The following is an 18410-nucleotide window of genomic DNA, read 5'->3' as shown; positions in this document are numbered from 1 at the left end:
GCAATGGTTCATGGCCGGCTCCTCACGGCTGCCTGGCGGGATTGGTGGTCGAGAAGATGTAGCGCGCGAATCGCCACTGGCCATCGGCTTCGCGTTGCAGCAGGAAGAGCTCCTGGTTGCATTCTGGTCCCGGCGACTGGTCGGAGGCCAGAACCTTTACCGTGCCGGTGGAACGCGTGCGGGCATAGGCCCAGTCGCGGGAGACGGGACGGATCTCGTCGATCTTGAAGTCGATGTTGAGCTTGATCGTGTCAAACACGCGGCGATAGGCGTCGCGCACCGCGTCCCGGCCAACGGCGGGCTGACTGTTCTGCGGCATGAACGTCGCATCCCTGGCGTAGAGCTGCATGACACCGTCGATATCCGAAGCATTGAGCGCCCGCTCGTATCGGTCCAGCTGCCGTGTGATGGCGGCCCTGGCCGCTTCGTTCGCGTCGGCCTTGCCTGCCGTGGCGGCCAGCGGCAGCAGCAGCGTGGCCAACAACGCGGCGGATCGCAGGTGTGGAGTGAAGGTACCCATGGCAAATGTCCTCCCGGTCAGCATCAGATCCGGACAACCAGCTTGCCGAGGGCGCGATCGCTTTCCAGCAGGCTGTGCGCACGGCGAACGTCATCGAAGTCAAAGGTCTGGGTACGTAGCGATGGCATGCGTCCGGCAGCGGTCTCCTGCGCGACCCACCGCAACGGCGTATCGGCCAGCGGCATCGCGGGCGTGCCAAACAGCCCGCTCGGGAAGAAGTTCAACCGCGTGGCAGCGGGCAAGTCCTGCATCAGGTGGAACTGCTCCAGGACCGGCGCGCCGCCGAGCAGCCCGATCACCGTGGCCGCGCCGAACGGGCGCAGCGTCTTGATCGAATCCCGCAGCGTGGCCGCACCCACCACTTCGAGCACAGCATCGACGCCATCGGGCACGATCTCGCGCACGGCGTTTGCCACTTCGCCCGAGTCGATGACGACGTTATCGGCGCCCATCTGTTCGAGCCGTTCCCGGTTCGCCGGCGAGCGCGTCGTGGCGATCACGCGCAGCCCGCTCGCCTTTGCATAAGCCACTGCCGCCAGGCCCACCGAAGCCGTCGCGCCGCGTACCAGCAGCGTCTGGCCCTGGTCGATGGCGAGGCTCTTGTCCAGTGCGCCCCAGATGGTCAGGTACGCCTCGGGCAATGCCGCGAGCTCTTCCCATGACAGTGCAGTGCCGTCCAGCGAGATCACGTTATTGCGCAGCACGGTAATCTGCTCGGCATAGCTGCCGTTGCGGCTGAACTGCAGACCGCCCATTGCGGTGGCCACCCGGTGGCCGGTGCGGAACACGCCGGCCGGATCGTGGATGACTTCGCCGACGGCCTCGATGCCCGGAACGACCTGCCCGGAGATCGGCCCCATCTTGCCGGTACGCCGATAGACCTCGGCTCGATTGACGCCGAACGCGCGCACGCGGATCTGCACTTCATCGGCACCCGGTTCGGGCGACGGGATGTCCCGCATCTGCAGGACCTCTGGGCCGCCCGGCTGTTCGATGACATAGGCTTTCATGGAAATCACTCCTTTGGTTTGAGGTTGCCCCGTTGGCAGCCGTTGAACCCAGTGTGGAGCAATCATTTATGAAATAAAATGCGGATCAATTGGAATTTTGCTCTCATAAATGAGAGGAATGTATGGACCTCAATGCCGTCCAGATGTTCGTCAGCGTGGTGCAGGCGGGGAGTCTCTCGGCGGCGGCCGAACGCCTGGGTGTTCCGCTGCCGACATTGAGCCGCCGGATCCGGGAGCTCGAACGGCAGCTGAACGTGCAGTTGCTGGAGCGCTCCGTGCGCGGCACACGCCTGACCGATGCCGGCGCGCGCCTTTACGAGCACGCGGGCCGTGGCATCGAGGCCCTGGTGGAGGCCGAACAGGCCGTGATCAGCGACCAGGCCCGGCTGAAGGGGCGGCTACGGTTGTCGCTGCCGCCGGGGTTTGAGCCGTGGTGGGAGCTGCTGTCGGCTTTCCAGCAGCGTTATCCGGATATCCGCACACATGTCTACACGACAGAGCGGCGCGTGGATCTGGTCGAAGACGGCATCGATGTGGCCCTGCGCGTGGGCCCGATTGTCCATGAGTCCATGGTTGCGCGGCACGTGCTCTCCTATCGCCATGTCCTGGTTGCCAGTCCAGCGCTCATTGACAGGCTGGGCATGCCCGAGTCTGTCGAGGCGCTGCACCGGTTTCCCTGCGCGGTCTGGGCCCTGGGCGCCAATGCGCCCGGCGAGTGGCGTCTGGGCGAGCAGACGGTCGCGCCCAGGAGCGTGCTGGCCACCAACGAATACACGCACCTGCGCAGCCGCGCCCTTGCGGGCGAGGTCGTCACCGAACTTCCGCCTTTCCTTGCCGCGTCGGCGATTCGCGCCGGAAGACTGGTTGTGCTATTGGCCGGAGAACCGATGCCAGAGCAACAGATCAGCCTGCTTTATCCCTCGCACCGCCACCCGTCCGCGATCGTCCGCGCGTACCTCGGGTTCTGCCAGGAGCAGGCCTCCATGTTGGTCGACGCCAGCACAATTGCTTCCGGGTGATGAGCGCGGCCGTCCGGCGACCTGAACCCCGGCTTGTTTCAAACAGGCGGCGCCCATTCGCGGCGCCGTTTGCTTTTGCGTAGCATGACCGGCGATGACATCGACCAATGGAATCGACGGCCATGAACGCTCCGCAATCCCCGCAGCCGCAGGTCTTTCCCCGGCAGTTCTTTATCCACGCCGGCAACGTGCGGCTGTCCGCCACCAGTTGGGGTGAGCCCGGGCCAGGGCGGCCCACCATCGTCCTGGTGCACGGCTATCCCGACAGCAGCGAGGTCTGGCACGGCGTGGCGGCGCAGTTGGCAGGGCGCTTCCATGTGGTGGCCTATGACGTGCGCGGGGCGGGGCGCTCAACCGCGCCGCGTGCGACTGACGCTTACCGGCTGCAGAAGCTTGCCGATGACTTCATCGCAGTCATCGACGCGGTCTCGCCGCAGCGCCCGGTGCACCTGGTGGGCCACGACTGGGGTTCGATCCAGAGCTGGGAATTCGTCACCGATGCACGGCTGCAAGGGCGGATCGCCTCATTTACCTCTTGCTCCGGCCCATGCCTGGACCACGCGGCGATCGACCTGCGCGAACTACGCGGGCAGCGGTCGCTGGCTGCGTTGGGCAAGACGCTGCGGCAGCTGGCGGCATCCTGGTATATCGGCGCCTTCCACCTGCCGTGGCTGCCTGAACTGACCTGGCGGCTGTGGCTGGGCCGTGCGTGGCCGCGCTACCTGCGCCTGACCGAGAACCTGCGCACGGCGCCCAGCCCCACACAAACCGCCGACGGCTGCCACGGTGTGCGCTTGTACCGCGCCAACTTCCTGCCCGTGCTGCGCGCCCCGCGCCAGCGTCATGCCCATGCGCCGGTGCAGGTGATCGTGCCGCTGCATGACCGCTATGTGAAGCCGGCGCTGACCGAAGACCTGCACCGCTGGACCACGCGACTCTGGCGCCGCACCGTGCCCGCGCACCATTGGCTGCCGCTGGCCGACGTCCAGGGGTTTGCCGCCATGGTTAGGGAATTTATCGAGCATATAGAAGGTGAGCCGGCCTCACCGGCGCTGCTTGCCGCGCGCCTCCGATAGCGGCCGCAGCGCATCCTGCTCATTTTTCACGATGTGGAAAGACGTTTTGGGCCGCAAAAATACATGGCTTGCGTAGCACAAGACCATTTCTCATGATGGAATATCGTGTCCCGCATCGTGAAATAAAATCGCTAAGTCATTGAATTATTGAAGGAAAGAAACTAAGAGGCAACCGCAGATCGAGGTTGTTGCAACGCGGGAGGGTTCTCTACACTCTTATATAAGACACATGACCTGAGACGCGAAAAACAGCGGCCCACGCAGCAGCACCGCGACGCAGCCCAGGCCAGGGTGATCAAGAGATTCTCAGCCATCCCCAATCGTCAGGAGAGTGACCATGACCCGCCAAGAACAGATCCAGGCCCTGCAGAAAGACTGGGATACCAATCCCCGCTGGAAGGGTATCAAGCGCAACTTCACCGCCGAAGACGTGGTGCGCCTGCGTGGTTCGGTCCAGGTCGAACACACCCTGGCACGCCGCGGCTCTGAAAAGCTGTGGAACCTGCTGCTCACCGAGCCGTTCGTCAACTCGCTGGGCGCGCTGACCGGCAACCAGGCCATGCAGCAGGTGAAGGCCGGCCTGAAGGCCATCTACCTGTCGGGCTGGCAAGTTGCCGGCGACGCCAACCTGGCCGGTGAAATGTACCCCGACCAGTCGCTGTACCCGGCCAACTCGGTGCCGCAAGTCGTCAAGCGCATCAACAACACCTTCCAGCGCGCCGACCAGATCCAGTGGAGCGAAGGCAAGGGCGACACCGACTTCTTCGCCCCGATCGTGGCTGACGCCGAAGCCGGCTTCGGCGGCGTGCTGAACGCCTTCGAACTGATGAAGTCCATGATCGAAGCGGGCGCCGCCGGCGTGCACTTCGAAGACCAGCTGGCTTCCGTGAAGAAGTGCGGCCACATGGGTGGCAAGGTGCTGGTGCCGACCCGCGAAGCCGTCGCCAAGCTGACCGCTGCCCGCCTGGCTGCTGACGTCTCGGGCGTGCCGACCCTGGTGATCGCCCGTACCGACGCCGAGGCCGCGGACCTGCTGACCTCGGACGTGGACGAGAACGACAAGCCGTTCTGCACCGGCGAGCGCACCGTGGAAGGCTTCTACCGCGTCAGGAACGGCCTGGAGCAGTCGATCTCGCGCGCCCTGGCCTACGCTGAAGTGGCTGACCTGGTGTGGTGCGAAACCGGCAAGCCGGATCTCGAGTTCGCCAAGAAGTTTGCCGAAGCCGTGCACGCCAAGTTCCCGGGCAAGATGCTGGCCTACAACTGCTCGCCGTCGTTCAACTGGAAGAAGAACCTGGACGACGCCACCATCGCCAAGTTCCAGAGGGAACTGGGCGCGATGGGCTACAAGTTCCAGTTCATCACGCTGGCCGGCTTCCACTCGCTGAACTACTCGATGTTCAACCTGGCCTACGGCTACGCCCGCAACCAGATGAGCGCGTTCGTGGAACTGCAGGAAGCCGAGTTCAAGGCAGCCGAGAAGGGCTTCACCGCGGTCAAGCACCAGCGCGAAGTCGGCACCGGCTACTTCGACGCCGTGACTCAGACCATCGAAGGCGGCAAGTCGTCGACGACCGCCCTGAAGGGTTCGACCGAAGACGAGCAGTTCTTCGAAGACTAGAAAGTGGCCTGACTCTCCTGGTCACCCCCGCCGGGACGTGGGTCCGGCGGTTAAAGAAGGCGTGCGACCATCACGCTTTCTGATTTAGGCGCCGCGCCGTTCTCTCTCAGGGACGGCGCGGTTTTTTATTTGCCATTGCTGGTGCGGGGTAGCGGGTAGCTGTTCAACAGGTGCTCAAAATTCAAACTCCATGCAGAGTTACCTCCCAAGCCCGGCCAGGTTCACGCCGGCGGGGCTTTTCTCATTCAAGGGTATCCAGATGCTGCCAACTCGCGTATATTGCGCCCCGCGGGGTGGAGCAGTTGGCAGCTCGTCGGGCTCATAACCCGAAGGTCGCAGGTTCAAGTCCTGCCCCCGCAACCAGATTCGAAAGCCCGCCCGGTTCGCGCCGCGCGGGTTTTTTGTATTGGCGAACTGGTCGAAGAGATACATTGTCGTGGGCCGGTATCGAAGCGCTGGGCCTGCGGCGGGTGCGAATCTGCTGGAATGCAATAAATTGTCACTTTTGGCGACTTGCAGCATTTGGGTGATTCCCGCCGTAAGAGAGATGGCTTAAAGTGCCGGGGCCTTTATCGGCACTTCCGAGCCACTTACCAAGAACAACATCATGAAAGCATCTCTCTCGCTCGCTTCCTGCGCCGTCGCGGCGGCACTGCTGGCCGGCTGTTCCGGCGGCATGCCCACCAATCTCGATGGCGTGATGAGCGCCGGTACTTCGCTGGCCAAGGCTGCCACGCTGTCTGACGCCGACGTCAAGAGCCTGTCCGACCAGGCTTGCGCTGAATCGGACAAGACCAACAAGATCGCTGCTGCCAACACCACCTACAGCAAGCGCCTGGTCAAGATCATGAGCGGGCTGAAGAACAGCGACGTGCCCAACGTCAACGCCAAGGTCTACATGACCAAGGATGTCAACGCCTGGGCCATGGCCAACGGCTGCGTGCGCGTCTACAGCGGCCTGATGGACATGATGACCGACGACGAAGTGCGCGGCGTGCTGGGCCATGAGCTGGGCCACGTGGCGCTGGGGCACACCAAGAAGGCCATGCAGGTTGCGTACACCGCCACGGCCGCACGCGGCGCGGCGGCAGCTGCCGGCAACAGCGCGGTGGCAGCGCTGTCGCAGTCGCAACTGGGCGAACTGGGCGAGCAGCTGATCAATGCGCAGTTCTCGCAGTCGCAGGAAAGCGCGGCGGATGACTATTCCTTCGACCTGCTGACCAAGAACAAGGCCAATACCCGCGGCCTGGTGACGGCATTCCAGAAGCTGGCCAAGCTGGACGGCGGCAAGTCCAGCATGTTCTCGTCGCACCCGGGCTCGGAAGACCGCGCCAAGCATATCGAGCAGCGCATCAGCAAGGCTTCGTAAGCGGCCTGCGCAAGCAAAAAACCGCCCGCACCGGTCATGCCGGTGCGGGCGGTTTTGCTTTGTTGGCGCTGCGCGCCCGGGGGTCAGCGGTAGACGATCACCGGGATGTCGGTATGCGTCAGCACCTTCTGCGTCTCGCTGCCCAGCAGCAGGCCGGACAACCCGCGCCGGCCATGAGACGCCATGAAGATCACGTCGCAGCCATGGCGCTCGGCCGCATCGATGATGCCCAGGTAGGGCACCGCAAAGGTCGACATATCGGCATCAAAGGTCACGCCGGCCGACGTGGCCAGGTTCTCGATTTCCTTCAGGTACAGCTTGGCCTGGTTCTCGATGCGGTCCTTGAAGGCCTGCGGGGCCTCGACCACGATTTCGCTGAACGGCGTGTAGGGGTACTCCTCCAGGCAGACATAGGCTGTGACGCGCGCGCCGATGGCCTTGGCGAGCTCCAGCCCGCCGTTGATGGCTTTCTTGGAGAGTTCCGAGCCGTCGGTGGGTAGCAGGATATGTTGGAACATGCGGGGCTCCTTTTCTGACTAGGGGATCGGGGCAGGGCAGCCAGCTGGCATCGGCGGATGCCGGGGCGCCGGGAAGCGCCTGTCACGAATCCATTGTAGTCAGTGTGCCGAGAAGGGCATTGCGCGGAATCAATTGCAATGAAAGTGTCTCAGCACACCGGCAGGGGCGCCATTCTTCAGTCCGCCAGGACCTCCGCAACCGGCATGGCCGCAGCCTGTTCGGCTCGGCGCCAGTAGGACGGGTTGCCGTAGGTGTTCTTCAGGTGGTCGATAAACAGCCGCACCCGCAGCGGCAGGTGCTTGCGCTGCGGAAACACCGCGTGGATGCCGATCGGCGGCGCCTGGAACTCATCCAGCACCGTCACCAGCCGCCCGCTGGCGATTTCGCTGCCCACCTCCCACCAGGAGCGCCACGCCAGCCCGTTGCCTTGCAGGCACCACTCATGCAGCACCGCGCCGTCGCTGCATTCCATGGTGCCGCCCACCTTGATCGTGACCGCGCGGCCTTCCTCCTGGAACACCCAGCCACGCTGCACATTGGCGCTGGCGCCAAAGGCAAGGCAGTTGTGGCGCTGCAGGTCTTCCGGCGCCCCGGGGCGCCCGGCGCGCGCCAGGTACTCGGGCGAGGCCACCACCACGCGGCGCGTCTCGGCCAGCCGGATCGATACCAGGCTGGAGTCGGGCAGGTCGCCCAGGCGGATGGCGCAGTCGAAGCCTTCATTGACCAGGTCGACCACGCGGTCAGACAGGTCCAGCGTGATCGAAACGTCGGGGTGCGACTCAATAAACAGCGGCACCAGCGGTGCCACGTGCTTGCGGCCGTAGCCCGCCGGGGCGGTCACGCGCAGGTGCCCGCTGGCCTTGACCCCGCCGGCAGAGACGCTGGCCTCGGCGTTGTGCAGGTCGTTCAGGATGCGCTGGCAGTCTTCCAGGAAGGCAGAGCCTTCAAAGGTCAGGCTGATCTTGCGGGTGGTCCGTACCAGCAGCTTGACGCCCAGGCGCTCCTCCAGCGCGTCGATGCGCCGCCCGATGATGGCCGGCGCCACGCCTTCAGCCGCCGCCGCCGCGGAAAGGCTGCCGCGCGACGCGACGGATACAAAGGTCTCCAGTTGTTTGAAATGGTCCACAAATGTTTGCCTGATGTGCCTGCGGTGTGCCGGCATGGTCACGCAATCGGTGGCGTTGCGTCCATATGGCCGGCAGTGAGGAGGATTTGGTGCGGAGTTTTGTTTTAGTCAGCCAAGATTAGTGGCGTAAAAGTAAAAGATCAAGTGACCCGCGACCACTTTGCCGCACTGCAGCGTCTCCCTACAATTCGATGCATTCAATGGTGTACAGAGCCACGCAGCTGTGGTCTGCTCGTCCATCCACCCAGTCGCCCGTACCGTTGCAGGTTGCCCAGGCCCTCATGAACAAGATCCGCGCCGTCGTCTTCGATGCCTATGGCACGCTGTTCGACGTGTATTCCGTCACCGCGCGCGCGGAACAGCTGTTCCCGGGCCGCGGCGAGGCGCTGGCGCTGCTGTGGCGGGACCGGCAGATCGACTACACGCGCATCCGCACCATGGCCGCCACCGATGGCTCGCGCTACAAGCCGTTCTGGGCGATCACCGTGGACGCGCTGCGCTACGCCGCCGAGCGCCTGAACCTGACGCTGGACGAAGCCGCCGAAGCGCAACTGCTCAAGGAATATGCGTGCCTGTCTGCGTTCCCGGAGAACCTGGGAGCGCTCAAGCGCCTGCGCCGCGCCGGGCTGCCGCTGGGCATCCTGTCCAACGGCAATGCCGAGATGCTGGACATCTCGGTCAAGAGCTCCGGCATGCATGGCCTGTTCGACCACGTGTTGTCGGTGGACGCCGTGCGCCAGTACAAGACCGCGCCGGCCGCCTACGCGCTGGGGCCGCAAGCCTTCAGCCTGCCCGCGGAAGAGATGCTCTTTGTCTCGTCCAACGGCTGGGACGCCTGCGGCGCCACCTGGTACGGCTACACCACGTTCTGGATCAACCGTGCCGGCCATCCGGCGGAGCGGCTCGACGTAGCCCCCTCCGGCACCGGGCACGACATGAACGACCTGCTGGAATTCGTCCGCGCCCGTGGCGTGGCGGTGTAGCAGGCCCCCAAATAACCAAGCCTATCGTTTACAGGAGAACACTGATGGCTATCACGCTGCCCGCGGGCATGAAGATTACCGGCGAGATCCTGCCGGCCTACGAAGATATCCTCACGCCGGAAGCCCTGGCCCTGGTAGACAAGCTGCACCGCGCCTTTGAACCGCGCCGTCAGGAACTGCTGGCCGCGCGCGTGGAACGCGCCAAGCGCCTGGACGCCGGTGAGCTCCCCGACTTCCTGCCGGAAACCAAGAGCATCCGTGAAGGCGACTGGAAAGTTGCCCCGATCCCCCAGGCCCTGGAATGCCGCCGCGTGGAAATCACCGGCCCGGTCGAGGCCAAGATGGTCATCAACGCCTTCAACTCGGGCGCTGACAGCTACATGACCGACTTCGAGGATTCCAACACCCCCAACTGGCACAACCAGCTGCAGGGCCAGGTCAACCTGAAGGCCGCCGTGCGCCGCACGCTGACCCTGGAATCCAAGGGCAAGCAATACAAGCTGAACGACAAGATCGCCACCCTGCAAGTGCGTCCGCGCGGCTGGCACCTGGACGAGAAGCACATCACCATCGACGGCAAGCGCGTTTCGGGCGGCATCTTCGACTTCGCGCTGTTCCTGTTCCACAACGCCAAGGAGCAGATCGCCCGCGGCGCCGGCCCGTTCTTCTACCTGCCCAAGATGGAAAGCCATCTGGAAGCGCGCCTGTGGAACGACATCTTCGTGATGGCGCAGAACGAAATCGGCCTGCCGCAAGGCACCATCAAGGCCACCGTGCTGATCGAAACGATCCTGGCGGCGTTCGAGATGGACGAAATCCTGTATGAACTGCGCGAGCACAGCGCTGGCCTGAACGCCGGCCGCTGGGACTACATCTTCTCGTGCATCAAGAAGTTCAAGAACGACAAGGACTTCTGCCTGGCCGACCGCGCCAAGGTCACGATGACCGCGCCGTTCATGCGCGCCTACGCGCTGCTGCTGCTCAAGACCTGCCACCACCGTGGCGCTCCCGCCATGGGCGGCATGAGCGCGCTGATCCCGATCAAGAACGATCCGGAGAAGAACGCCATCGCCATGGAAGGCATCATCAGCGACAAGCGCCGCGACGCCACCGACGGCTACGACGGCGGCTGGGTGGCCCACCCGGGCCTGGTCGAGCCGGCCATGAAGGAATTCGTGGCAGTGCTGGGCGACAAGCCGAACCAGTTCGGCAAGCAACGCCCGGACGTGCAAGTGAAGGGCGCCGACCTGCTCGACTTCAAGCCGGAAACGCCGATCACCGAGCACGGCCTGCGCATGAACATCAACGTCGGCATCCACTACCTGGGCGCCTGGCTGGACGGTAACGGCTGCGTGCCGATCCACAACCTGATGGAAGATGCTGCTACGGCCGAGATCTCGCGCTCGCAGGTGTGGCAGTGGATTCGTTCGCCGAAGGGCAAGCTGGAAGACGGCACCAAGGTGACGGCTGAGCTGGTGCGCAAGCTGATTCCGGAAGAGCTGGCCAAGGTGAAGGCACTGGTGGGTGGCGATACCAAGGCGTATGACCGGGCTGCTGAGATTTTTGAGCAGATGTCTACGTCGGAGGATTTTGCCGAGTTCCTGACGCTGCCGCTGTATGAGGAAGTTTGAGCGGGCTATTGCTCTTGTAGGATGAAGAAAACCGCAGCTTTGGCTGCGGTTTTTTCTTTTGGGGGTCTCGCCAGGACGTCAGTGTGACAGTGGGTAGGGCGACGCCTTTGGATTCCACAACGGGGATGGTGTCTCCGGCGTCTGAACTGAGTTGACGGGAGCGATGGGACAGGTCAGATATTCTCCACGGTCTGGCCTTGGCGCATGTCCATGCAATCGGATACACATTGGATTGTCGCGGTGGGAACGACTGCATCCGGCCATCTTCAGCCGTGCTGCACTTCTACGAGCCCCTGTAGCCGAGGCGCTTCGAAACCGCCTGCGCGCAAGCATCCAATGCTTTGGCCACCGGCCCCTCCCAATCGGTATCAACAGTGCCGGTCGGTCCCATGATGGTGATCGTCAGCGCAATGTTTCCCGAATAATCGAACACCGGCGCAGAAAAGGCGACGATCCCTGGCGTGGGATGGTTGATGCCGCGGGACATGTGGCGCGCCCGCGCTTCCTTGATCATTTCCTCGACCACGGCGGCGTCCAGCGGATGCGCAATATCGGGGCCGAGCCGTATGCGATCGTCCAGCAACAGCTTTTCGGTGAACTGACGTGGCAGGAATGCCGAGAAAACCCTGCCGGTCGCCGTATTGGCGAGCGACATGACCGTGCCGGTGCGGATGTTCGTGTGGATGGGATAGGACGCATCGATCAGCCGCACGATGACCGGCCCAAGGTTTCCCCAAACAGCGAGCGCGACCGCGTGCGACGTTTCTTCCGAAAGCGCTTCGGCGAACGGCGTGGCCTCGCGGATCGGGTTCAGCGTCTGCAGGCTGGTCAGCCCGAGCTGGATGGCCATCGGGCCGAGCAGGTAGTGACCCGTGACCGGGTCCTGGGCGACGAGCCCGATCTTGCCAAAGCTCACCAGATACGGATGGATCTTGCCGGACGGCATGTTCGCCGCCTTCACGAGATCGCGTAGCGCCATCGGCCTGGCCTCGGAGGCCAGCACCTTCAGGATTTCTCCTCCCACTTCAATCGACTGGATGCCGCGGCGCTCTCGCTCGGGTGCCTGGTCGGTCTGGTCCACGATATGTCCCTGCCATGAGATGGATAGTGCGCGCAGTATAGCACTAGACATTATCTAATGAACAAGCGTAGGGTTAACCTGTAGATAATTTCAAGCGCGCTAGTACTAATCTAGCAAACATGGTGGCGCCGCTTTTGGCGGCCGTACCGCCCGCACTTGAATGGAGAAGTCGATGTCTACACTGCAACAGGAAAAATGTGATGTTCTGGTCATCGGATCAGGCGTCGCCGGCATGTCCGCGGCCATTACCGCCGCCAGCCGGGGGCTGAAGGTCATCGTGGCCGAGAAGGCGAGCTACTACGGCGGCACGACGGCCCGCTCGGGCGGCTGGCTCTGGGTGCCGAACACCCATCTGGGCAAGGCATACGGCCATCACGAACTACCGGACCAGGCGCTGACCTATATCCGGAACCAGGCCGGCGCCGGGTTCGATGAGGCGCGTGTACGCGCCTTTCTGGCGAACGGCCCGAAAGCGATCGAGTTCTTCATGACGAGGACCGCCGTCCAGTTCGACATGCCGCTCACGTTCCCGGACTACCACGCCGAGGCGCCCGGCGCCGCACAGGGCGGCCGCTCGATGGTGACGCGTCCATACGACGCGCGCGAGCTCGGCCCGCTGCTCAAAACCCTCGGCCCCGTGCTGCCGGAACTGACGGTCTTCGGCGTGACGATCGGTTCCGGCAAGGAGATCGTCCATTTCATGCGGGTGACGCGATCGCTGCAGTCCGCTTGGTATGTCACCAAACGTCTGACCAAACATTTCCTGGAGGTGATGAAGTACGGGCGGGGCATGACGCTGACCAACGGCAACGCGCTGGCCGCGCGGCTCGCGAAGTCGGCAGCCGACCTGTCGATCCCGGTATGGATGTCGTCGCCTGCCGTGCAGTTGTTGCAGGAGGGGGGGCGCGTCACCGGCGCGGTGCTTGAGCGCGACGGCCAGCGGGTCAGCGTGAAGGCGCGTCACGGTGTGGTGCTGGCCAGCGGCGGATTCCCGCACAACCTCGAGCGGTGCAAGGAGACTTACCCGCACGTGAAGGCCGGGCACGGCCATTTCTCGCCAACGCCGCAGACCAATGTGGGCGACGGCATGCGCATGGCCGAAGAGGTGGGCGGTGTGTTCGACAAGACCCTGTCGAATGCCGCCGCGTGGACGCCCATGTCGCTCGTGCCGCGCAAGGACGGCACGACCGGCATCATGCCCCACTTCATCGACCGGGCGAAACCAGGCGTGATTGCCGTCAGTCTGGATGGCAAGCGCTTCGCCAACGAGGCGAACTCGTACCACGATCTCGTGCTGGCGATGATCGCCGCCTCGAAGGGCAAGCCGGAGACGGCGTGCTGGCTGATCGCCGACCATGCGGCGATCCGGCACTACGGCCTCGGCTTCGTGAAGCCGTTCCCGATGCCGCTCGGGCCGCATCTGCGCAACGGCTACCTCAAGCGCGGCAAGACGATCGAGGACCTTGCGAAGCAGATCGGTGTCGATCCGGCGACACTCGACGCCACCGTTCGCCAGTACAACGAAACGGCGCAGTACGGCCGCGATCCCGAGTTTGGGCGCGGCAGCAAAGCCTACAACCGCTATCAGGGCGACGCGCTGCACACGCCCAATCCCTGCGTCGCGCCGCTGGCCAACGGTCCGTTCTATGCGCTCAAGCTCGTACCGGGCGACCTTGGCTCATTCATGGGCATCCGTACGAACGAGCACGCCCAAGTCGTCTCCCGGGACGGCGGTCCGATCCCCGGCCTCTACGCAGCGGGCAACGATGCGGCAAGCATCATGGGCGGCGAGTACAGCGGTGCGGGCATCACGCTCGGCCCGGGTCTGACCTTTGGCTATGTCGCGGGCAACCACATCGCCGATCACGTTCAGGCCACGCCCCCGAAAGCGAGCGCGGCTGCCGCGCGCGAGCCTCTGGCCATGCACTGAATTCCCTACCCGATTTTTGTCACCCACGCGGCCGCATTGCGGCGGCCGCGTGGCGGCGTTCACCCTGAATTTCCCTCGATTGCAATCATGATGATTCCTCAACTCCTGACCGGGAAGGTCGCTTTCATAACCGGCGCGGGCCAGGGCAACGGCCGGGCCATCGCCATCGGCCTCGCAGAAGCCGGCGCGACGGTCGTCGTGACCGACATGAACGAAGCCAATGCCGACGAGACGGCGGCGATGATCGATGCCCGTGGACATGTGGCACGCGCCTGCGCGCTGGACGTGACCGATGCCGCGCAATGCCGCGCCGTCGCCGAAGAGATCACCGCCTGCGTCGGCCCCGTCGACGTGCTGGTGAACAACGCCGGCATCCTCATTCGCGAGGGCATCGACAGCGAGAATGCGCTGGCCAACCTGCAGCGGGTGATGAAGGTCAACCACGAAGGGACTTTCAACGTCTGCCACGCGTGGCTGCCGGCCCTGCGGCAGACCCGTGGCGCCATTGTCAACGTCGCGTCCATCGCGTCGCTTTCGGGCCAGCCGAACACGCTCGGCTACTCGCCCTCGAAGGGCGCGGTGAAGATGCTGACCCAGTCGCTGGCAGCCGACCTCGCGCGCGACGGTGTGCGCGTCAATGCCATTGCACCGGGCGTCATCGAAACGCCCATGACCGTTTCCACGCGCACGGACCCGGCGAAGCTCGAACGCTTCATGTCCCGCGTCCCGATGAACCGGGTTGGGCAACCCGAAGAGCTGGTGGGCGCGGTGCTGTTTCTCGCCTCGTCGATGTCCACCTATGTGACCGGCGTGACCCTGCCCGTGGACGGCGGGTACCTCGCCGCCTGACCCTCACAAACGAGGCAAGCGCGCATAGCGCGCTTGCCCGCCCATCCAGGAGACAACGATGAAACAGTCATCCCGCACGATCGACGTGCAGTCCTTCATCGACGCCGAACGCTTTTCCCCTTGCCAGTGGCTGGTCCTCGCCTTCTGCTTCCTCGTCGTGGCGGCCGACGGCTATGACACGGCGGCAATCGGTTTTGTCGCACCGTCGCTGGCGCACGAGTGGGGCATCGGCCGCGGCGAACTCGGTGTCGTCATGAGCGCAGCACTGGCTGGCCTGAGCCTGGGCGCGATCTTCGCGGGACCCGTGGCGGATCGCATTGGCCGCAAGACGGTACTGGTGGCGGCTGTCACGTGCTTCGGAGGATGGACACTCGTTGCCGCCCATGCACAGACCGTCGGCACATTGACCGTCCTGCGCTTCCTGACCGGACTCGGGCTCGGTGCGGCCATGCCGACGACCATCACGATGATGTCGGAATACGCGCCGTCGCGTCTGCGTTCCCTTGCGGTGAATGCCATGTACTGCGGCTTCTCCGGTGGGCTGGTGGCGGGCGGCGCGGCATCGGCCTGGCTGATTCCTCATTTCGGCTGGCGAAGCGTGTTGACGGCTGGCGGCATCGCGCCGCTGATACTCGCCGTGCTGCTCCTTGCGCTGCTTCCCGAGTCGGCCCAGTTCCTGGCGGTGCGCGCCAGGGCGCCCGAGCGGATCGCGCGCATCCTGAAGCGCATTGCACCTCGGCAATCGCTCGAACACTGCGTGTTCGTCGCGCCGATGGCTTCGGCAGGCAAGGCGGGAAAGGCTTCGGCTCTTGCACTCATCCTGTCGGCCGGATACCGGCGGCGCACGTTCCTGCTCTGGCTGTCGTGCTTCATGGGGCTGGTGATCTATTACCTGATGACGAACTGGATGCCGACGCTGTTCCGTGAAGCCGGATTCAGCGTGGAACGTGGCGCGTTGCTGGCCTCCCTGTTTCCCCTTGGCGGCTTGCTCGGCAACCTTGTTGCGGGCTGGCTCATGGACCGCTTCAATGCCAACCGTACCATCGTCGTAGCGTTCCTGCTGGCCGCTGTGCTCGTCATCGTGGTGGGACGCGGTGTCGATCATCCGGAGTTCCTCGGCATCTCGCTTTTCCTTTGTGGCACCCTGGTCACGAGCGCGGCAACTTCGATGTCCACCTATGCCGCAGGCCTCTATCCGACCGAGGCGCGTACGACGGGCGTGGCGTGGATGCAGGGCATCGGGCGGATCGGTGGCATGGTCGGCGCCTTCATCGGCGCAGGCCTTCTCGGTCTTGGCTGGGGCTTCGGCGATGTATTCGGCCTGCTCGCCGTGCCGGCGCTGCTCGCGGCAGGGTCGGTCTTCATGATCGCGAAGCCCCGGCACGCCTATCCGATGGCAAGGGTGGCGGAGTGAGGCGGTTCGGAGCTCTCGCCATTGCGGCGGTCATGAGCATGGCGTCCATGCGCGCCTGTGACGCCTTGCTTCCGGCACTGTCGTCGGACTTCGATGTACCCATTGGCATGGCGGCGTGGTCCATCTCCGCGTTCGCGCTGGCCTATGGCCTGATGCAGCTCGTATATGGACCGCTCGGCGACCGCTTCGGCAAACCAGACGGTCCCCGTCACCGTCCCGGATAGCTGCCATAGATGCCTGCCACCTGCCAGCCATCGAACCAGTTTGCCCTGAAGCGATCACGACGCTGATCGCTGCTGGCTTCCACTTCCCGATTCACCTGACGACGGGCCGTTCGGCGCGTCGAGGAAAGCCCTTTTTTTACAAAACCCGAACGAATACGCATCAAGACAACTGAACGATCCAAGATGCAAGACTTGACGACAAGAAGCGGTATCACCTGCTGCGTGGCGCTCTCTCTGCTGGGTGCCACAGGATTAGCCCATTCCGAAGTGACCCTGTATGGCGTAGTTGATAGCGGCATCGAGTACGCCAATCACCAGCCCGGGAATGGAGACAGCGTCTATCGCGTGACTTCCGGAAATATCGCCGGCTCCCGCTGGGGACTTCGGGGTACCGAAAACCTCGGAAACGGTGTGCAAGGCGTGTTCGTGCTGGAGAGCGGGTTCGACGTCGACACCGGAAAATCCGGCCAGAGTGGCCGCCTCTTTGGCCGCATGGCCTATGTCGGACTGCGGGGATCGTGGGGCGGAATCCTGCTGGGAAGGCAGCAAAGCGCGTTCTTCGACTTCGTCGGCAACTACGATCCCATGACGCTGGCGACCAAGTATTCGATCTTTACCCAGGATCTCGCATATATCCAGCGGGCCGACAATTCGGTCAAATATGTCGGCGCCTTTGGCGGCCTGACTGCGTCGGCGTTCTATAGCTTCGGCGCGGACAGCAGCGTGGTCAATGGCAGTGAAGTGCCCGGCCATGCGAGCCTGGGGCGCGAGTACGGCGGCTTCCTGACCTATGACGCCGGGCCGTTTGGTGTCGCTGCCGCGTATGACGAAATCAACACCGGCACTGTCACCGTCACGCCGGATGCCAAGGTGAGGCGAGTTTCAACGGCAGCGACCTACAGGATCGGCCCGGCCAAGCTGTTTGCCGGTTATCGCTGGGCAAGAGGCTACGACGGCGGCGTCGTACCCGGGTCCGTCGCGGGCGCAGCCAACCAGGGCTCCAACCTGTACTGGCTGGGCGCCAACTGGCAACTCACGCCTGCTATCACGCTGGCTGGTGCCGCCTATTTCCAGGATTTCAGAAATACGGGCAGTGATCCCTGGCTGTTCGCATTCAATGCCGACTATGCCTTCTCGAAGCGGACACACGCGTATACCTCTCTCGGCTATACAAAGAACAAGGGCGTCGCGAATCTCGGCTTCTTCGACTCCGGCAAGTCGTTCGGAAATGCCAATCCCGGCCAGAATCAGCTAGGAGCCGTCGTAGGGGTGCGGCACATCTTTTGAAGTCCGCAGGTAGTTCCTTCCTTCTGCCTCTACCTGCCTCGCTCCCACGTCTGGGGAGCGAGGCACGCGCCAGCGCTCGTACTCTGGCAGAGGGCTTTGCAGGCCTGAAAGTGAAGGGGCTGGCCTGCTGACTGACACCTTGTCTCGCCACATTGGCGACGTCACCAAGTGGGCTCGCCGACGATCGCACGCAGCCGGCGGTCGAGTCTCTGCGAACTTCCGCACCGGCCGAGCACTTGCCGGCCGGCAGGAAGGCTCGGACGACCGCTGTAGCCTGGAAGCCGCCATCTGCCCATCCGATCAGCGAAAGGCAGAGAAGGGTCGGCAACGGCCTGTTGGGTGGGCGGTGTGCCTTCAGTCCCGCGTGTCCATACGGAGTACCTTGTGGTGTGCGCGTCCATGGGCTGCACCTTGCCGTTACCGGTTATGGGTTTCTGCGAGCCAAACTTCGAATCCGGTAGGGCCGTACGCTGGCGCATCGGGCTTGCCGGCGGCGGCCGTTCGACATTGCCGGCATCCACCAGAACGAGCGCATGGTGTGTTCAGGAAGGCGGCATAACGCCGTACCTTTTCCGACTAGAATCCTCTGAGGAGGTGCCAATCATGTCAGCTATCAAGTGCATAGATCCGGGCCATCCCGCCTACCAGGCCGCGCTGCATAGTGGAGCGGCCCCCTGAATCGCCGGACACAGTCCCCCACTTACAATAGCGGGTAGGCATACGACTGTGTTTATGACTAAAACGAAGCAGG

General features: G+C 63.9%; 17 protein-coding genes and 1 tRNA gene. 12 read left to right on the top strand and 6 right to left on the bottom strand.

The features are described 5' to 3' along the window. Positions 1-22: 22 nt before the first annotated feature. A complete protein-coding gene (locus tag ACW4E8_RS13520) occupies positions 23-520 on the bottom strand; it encodes a YybH family protein (protein WP_456804975.1) in 498 nt (165 codons plus the stop codon). Positions 521-543: 23 nt separating this feature from the next. Next, complete coding sequence (locus ACW4E8_RS13515) at positions 544-1530, bottom strand: zinc-binding dehydrogenase (protein ID WP_456804974.1); 987 nt, start codon at positions 1528-1530, stop codon at positions 544-546. A 122-nt stretch (positions 1531-1652) separates the two neighbouring features. Here ACW4E8_RS13515 and ACW4E8_RS13510 point away from each other — a divergent pair, with 122 nt between their 5' ends. The 5 genes from ACW4E8_RS13510 (at position 1653) to loiP (ending at position 6615) form a co-directional block, all read left to right on the top strand. Continuing rightward, positions 1653-2549, top strand: a complete 897-nt coding sequence (locus tag ACW4E8_RS13510) for a LysR substrate-binding domain-containing protein (protein WP_456804973.1) — start codon at positions 1653-1655, stop codon at positions 2547-2549. 107 nt (positions 2550-2656) lie between these two features. Continuing rightward, entirely contained in the window at positions 2657-3625 is a 969-nt protein-coding gene (locus ACW4E8_RS13505; protein WP_456804972.1) for an alpha/beta fold hydrolase, read from the top strand. Between the two features lie 337 nt (positions 3626-3962). Continuing rightward, positions 3963-5246, top strand: coding sequence for an isocitrate lyase (gene aceA, locus ACW4E8_RS13500; protein ID WP_456804971.1), 1284 nt, complete (start codon positions 3963-3965; stop codon positions 5244-5246). 287 nt (positions 5247-5533) lie between these two features. Beyond that, positions 5534-5609, top strand: a tRNA-Met gene (locus ACW4E8_RS13495). A gap of 244 nt (positions 5610-5853) precedes the next feature. Then, on the top strand, positions 5854-6615 hold the full coding sequence (gene loiP, locus ACW4E8_RS13490) for a metalloprotease LoiP (protein ID WP_114134201.1): 762 nt from the start codon (positions 5854-5856) through the stop codon (positions 6613-6615). Between the two features lie 83 nt (positions 6616-6698). Here loiP and ACW4E8_RS13485 read toward each other — a convergent pair whose 3' ends face one another. After that, a complete protein-coding gene (locus ACW4E8_RS13485; protein WP_035821526.1) occupies positions 6699-7133 on the bottom strand; it encodes a universal stress protein in 435 nt (144 codons plus the stop codon). A 176-nt stretch (positions 7134-7309) separates the two neighbouring features. After that, positions 7310-8260 (bottom strand): LysR substrate-binding domain-containing protein, encoded by a 951-nt coding sequence (locus ACW4E8_RS13480; protein WP_456804970.1) that lies wholly within the window; start codon positions 8258-8260, stop codon positions 7310-7312. 281 nt (positions 8261-8541) lie between these two features. Here ACW4E8_RS13480 and ACW4E8_RS13475 point away from each other — a divergent pair, with 281 nt between their 5' ends. Continuing rightward, complete coding sequence (locus ACW4E8_RS13475; protein WP_456804969.1) at positions 8542-9243, top strand: haloacid dehalogenase type II; 702 nt, start codon at positions 8542-8544, stop codon at positions 9241-9243. Between the two features lie 44 nt (positions 9244-9287). Continuing rightward, positions 9288-10874 carry a malate synthase A gene (gene aceB, locus ACW4E8_RS13470; RefSeq protein WP_456804968.1) on the top strand — a complete coding sequence of 529 codons (1587 nt, stop codon included), beginning with the start codon at positions 9288-9290 and terminating at the stop codon, positions 10872-10874. 283 nt (positions 10875-11157) lie between these two features. Here the strand turns inward: aceB and ACW4E8_RS13465 are convergent, their stop codons facing one another. Next, positions 11158-11955 (bottom strand): IclR family transcriptional regulator, encoded by a 798-nt coding sequence (locus ACW4E8_RS13465; RefSeq protein ID WP_456804967.1) that lies wholly within the window; start codon positions 11953-11955, stop codon positions 11158-11160. 172 nt (positions 11956-12127) lie between these two features. Here ACW4E8_RS13465 and ACW4E8_RS13460 point away from each other — a divergent pair, with 172 nt between their 5' ends. The 4 genes from ACW4E8_RS13460 (at position 12128) to ACW4E8_RS13445 (ending at position 16372) form a co-directional block, all read left to right on the top strand. Next, a complete protein-coding gene (locus tag ACW4E8_RS13460) occupies positions 12128-13885 on the top strand; it encodes an FAD-dependent oxidoreductase (protein WP_456804966.1) in 1758 nt (585 codons plus the stop codon). 90 nt (positions 13886-13975) lie between these two features. Then, positions 13976-14734, top strand: coding sequence for an SDR family NAD(P)-dependent oxidoreductase (locus ACW4E8_RS13455; RefSeq protein WP_456805119.1), 759 nt, complete (start codon positions 13976-13978; stop codon positions 14732-14734). A gap of 58 nt (positions 14735-14792) precedes the next feature. Then, positions 14793-16148, top strand: a complete 1356-nt coding sequence (locus tag ACW4E8_RS13450; protein WP_456804965.1) for an MFS transporter — start codon at positions 14793-14795, stop codon at positions 16146-16148. Next, positions 16145-16372 carry an MFS transporter gene (locus ACW4E8_RS13445; protein ID WP_456804964.1) on the top strand — a complete coding sequence of 76 codons (228 nt, stop codon included), beginning with the start codon at positions 16145-16147 and terminating at the stop codon, positions 16370-16372. Before ACW4E8_RS13450 ends, ACW4E8_RS13445 begins: the two co-directional genes overlap by 4 nt. Here the strand turns inward: ACW4E8_RS13445 and ACW4E8_RS13440 are convergent. After that, entirely contained in the window at positions 16357-16533 is a 177-nt protein-coding gene (locus tag ACW4E8_RS13440; protein WP_456804963.1) for a hypothetical protein, read from the bottom strand. The genes ACW4E8_RS13445 and ACW4E8_RS13440 overlap by 16 nt on opposite strands. A gap of 22 nt (positions 16534-16555) precedes the next feature. On the opposite strand from ACW4E8_RS13440, the gene ACW4E8_RS13435 reads away from it, so the two are divergent. Further along, positions 16556-17659: a porin gene (locus ACW4E8_RS13435; RefSeq protein WP_456804962.1), complete on the top strand. Its 1104-nt coding sequence runs from the start codon at positions 16556-16558 to the stop codon at positions 17657-17659. The last annotated feature ends 751 nt before the right edge of the window (positions 17660-18410 follow it).

The sequence above is a fragment of the Cupriavidus sp. CP313 genome (assembly GCF_054072015.1).
Note: the sequence above shows the minus strand (reverse complement) of the source record. Positions and strands in the feature narration are given on the sequence as shown.

What these genes read in the sequence shown, in the direction of transcription:
- ACW4E8_RS13520 (WP_456804975.1), bottom strand. Translation starts at nt 520, where the DNA reads ATGGGTACCTTCACTCCACACCTGCGATCCGCCGCGTTGTTGGCCACG.
- ACW4E8_RS13515 (WP_456804974.1), bottom strand. Translation starts at nt 1,530, where the DNA reads ATGAAAGCCTATGTCATCGAACAGCCGGGCGGCCCAGAGGTCCTGCAG.
- ACW4E8_RS13510 (WP_456804973.1), top strand. Translation starts at nt 1,653, where the DNA reads ATGGACCTCAATGCCGTCCAGATGTTCGTCAGCGTGGTGCAGGCGGGG.
- ACW4E8_RS13505 (WP_456804972.1), top strand. Translation starts at nt 2,657, where the DNA reads ATGGAATCGACGGCCATGAACGCTCCGCAATCCCCGCAGCCGCAGGTC.
- aceA (WP_456804971.1), top strand. Translation starts at nt 3,963, where the DNA reads ATGACCCGCCAAGAACAGATCCAGGCCCTGCAGAAAGACTGGGATACC.
- loiP (WP_114134201.1), top strand. Translation starts at nt 5,854, where the DNA reads ATGAAAGCATCTCTCTCGCTCGCTTCCTGCGCCGTCGCGGCGGCACTG.
- ACW4E8_RS13485 (WP_035821526.1), bottom strand. Translation starts at nt 7,133, where the DNA reads ATGTTCCAACATATCCTGCTACCCACCGACGGCTCGGAACTCTCCAAG.
- ACW4E8_RS13475 (WP_456804969.1), top strand. Translation starts at nt 8,542, where the DNA reads ATGAACAAGATCCGCGCCGTCGTCTTCGATGCCTATGGCACGCTGTTC.
- aceB (WP_456804968.1), top strand. Translation starts at nt 9,288, where the DNA reads ATGGCTATCACGCTGCCCGCGGGCATGAAGATTACCGGCGAGATCCTG.
- ACW4E8_RS13460 (WP_456804966.1), top strand. Translation starts at nt 12,128, where the DNA reads ATGTCTACACTGCAACAGGAAAAATGTGATGTTCTGGTCATCGGATCA.
- ACW4E8_RS13455 (WP_456805119.1), top strand. Translation starts at nt 13,976, where the DNA reads ATGATTCCTCAACTCCTGACCGGGAAGGTCGCTTTCATAACCGGCGCG.
- ACW4E8_RS13450 (WP_456804965.1), top strand. Translation starts at nt 14,793, where the DNA reads ATGAAACAGTCATCCCGCACGATCGACGTGCAGTCCTTCATCGACGCC.
- ACW4E8_RS13440 (WP_456804963.1), bottom strand. Translation starts at nt 16,533, where the DNA reads ATGCGTATTCGTTCGGGTTTTGTAAAAAAAGGGCTTTCCTCGACGCGC.
- ACW4E8_RS13435 (WP_456804962.1), top strand. Translation starts at nt 16,556, where the DNA reads ATGCAAGACTTGACGACAAGAAGCGGTATCACCTGCTGCGTGGCGCTC.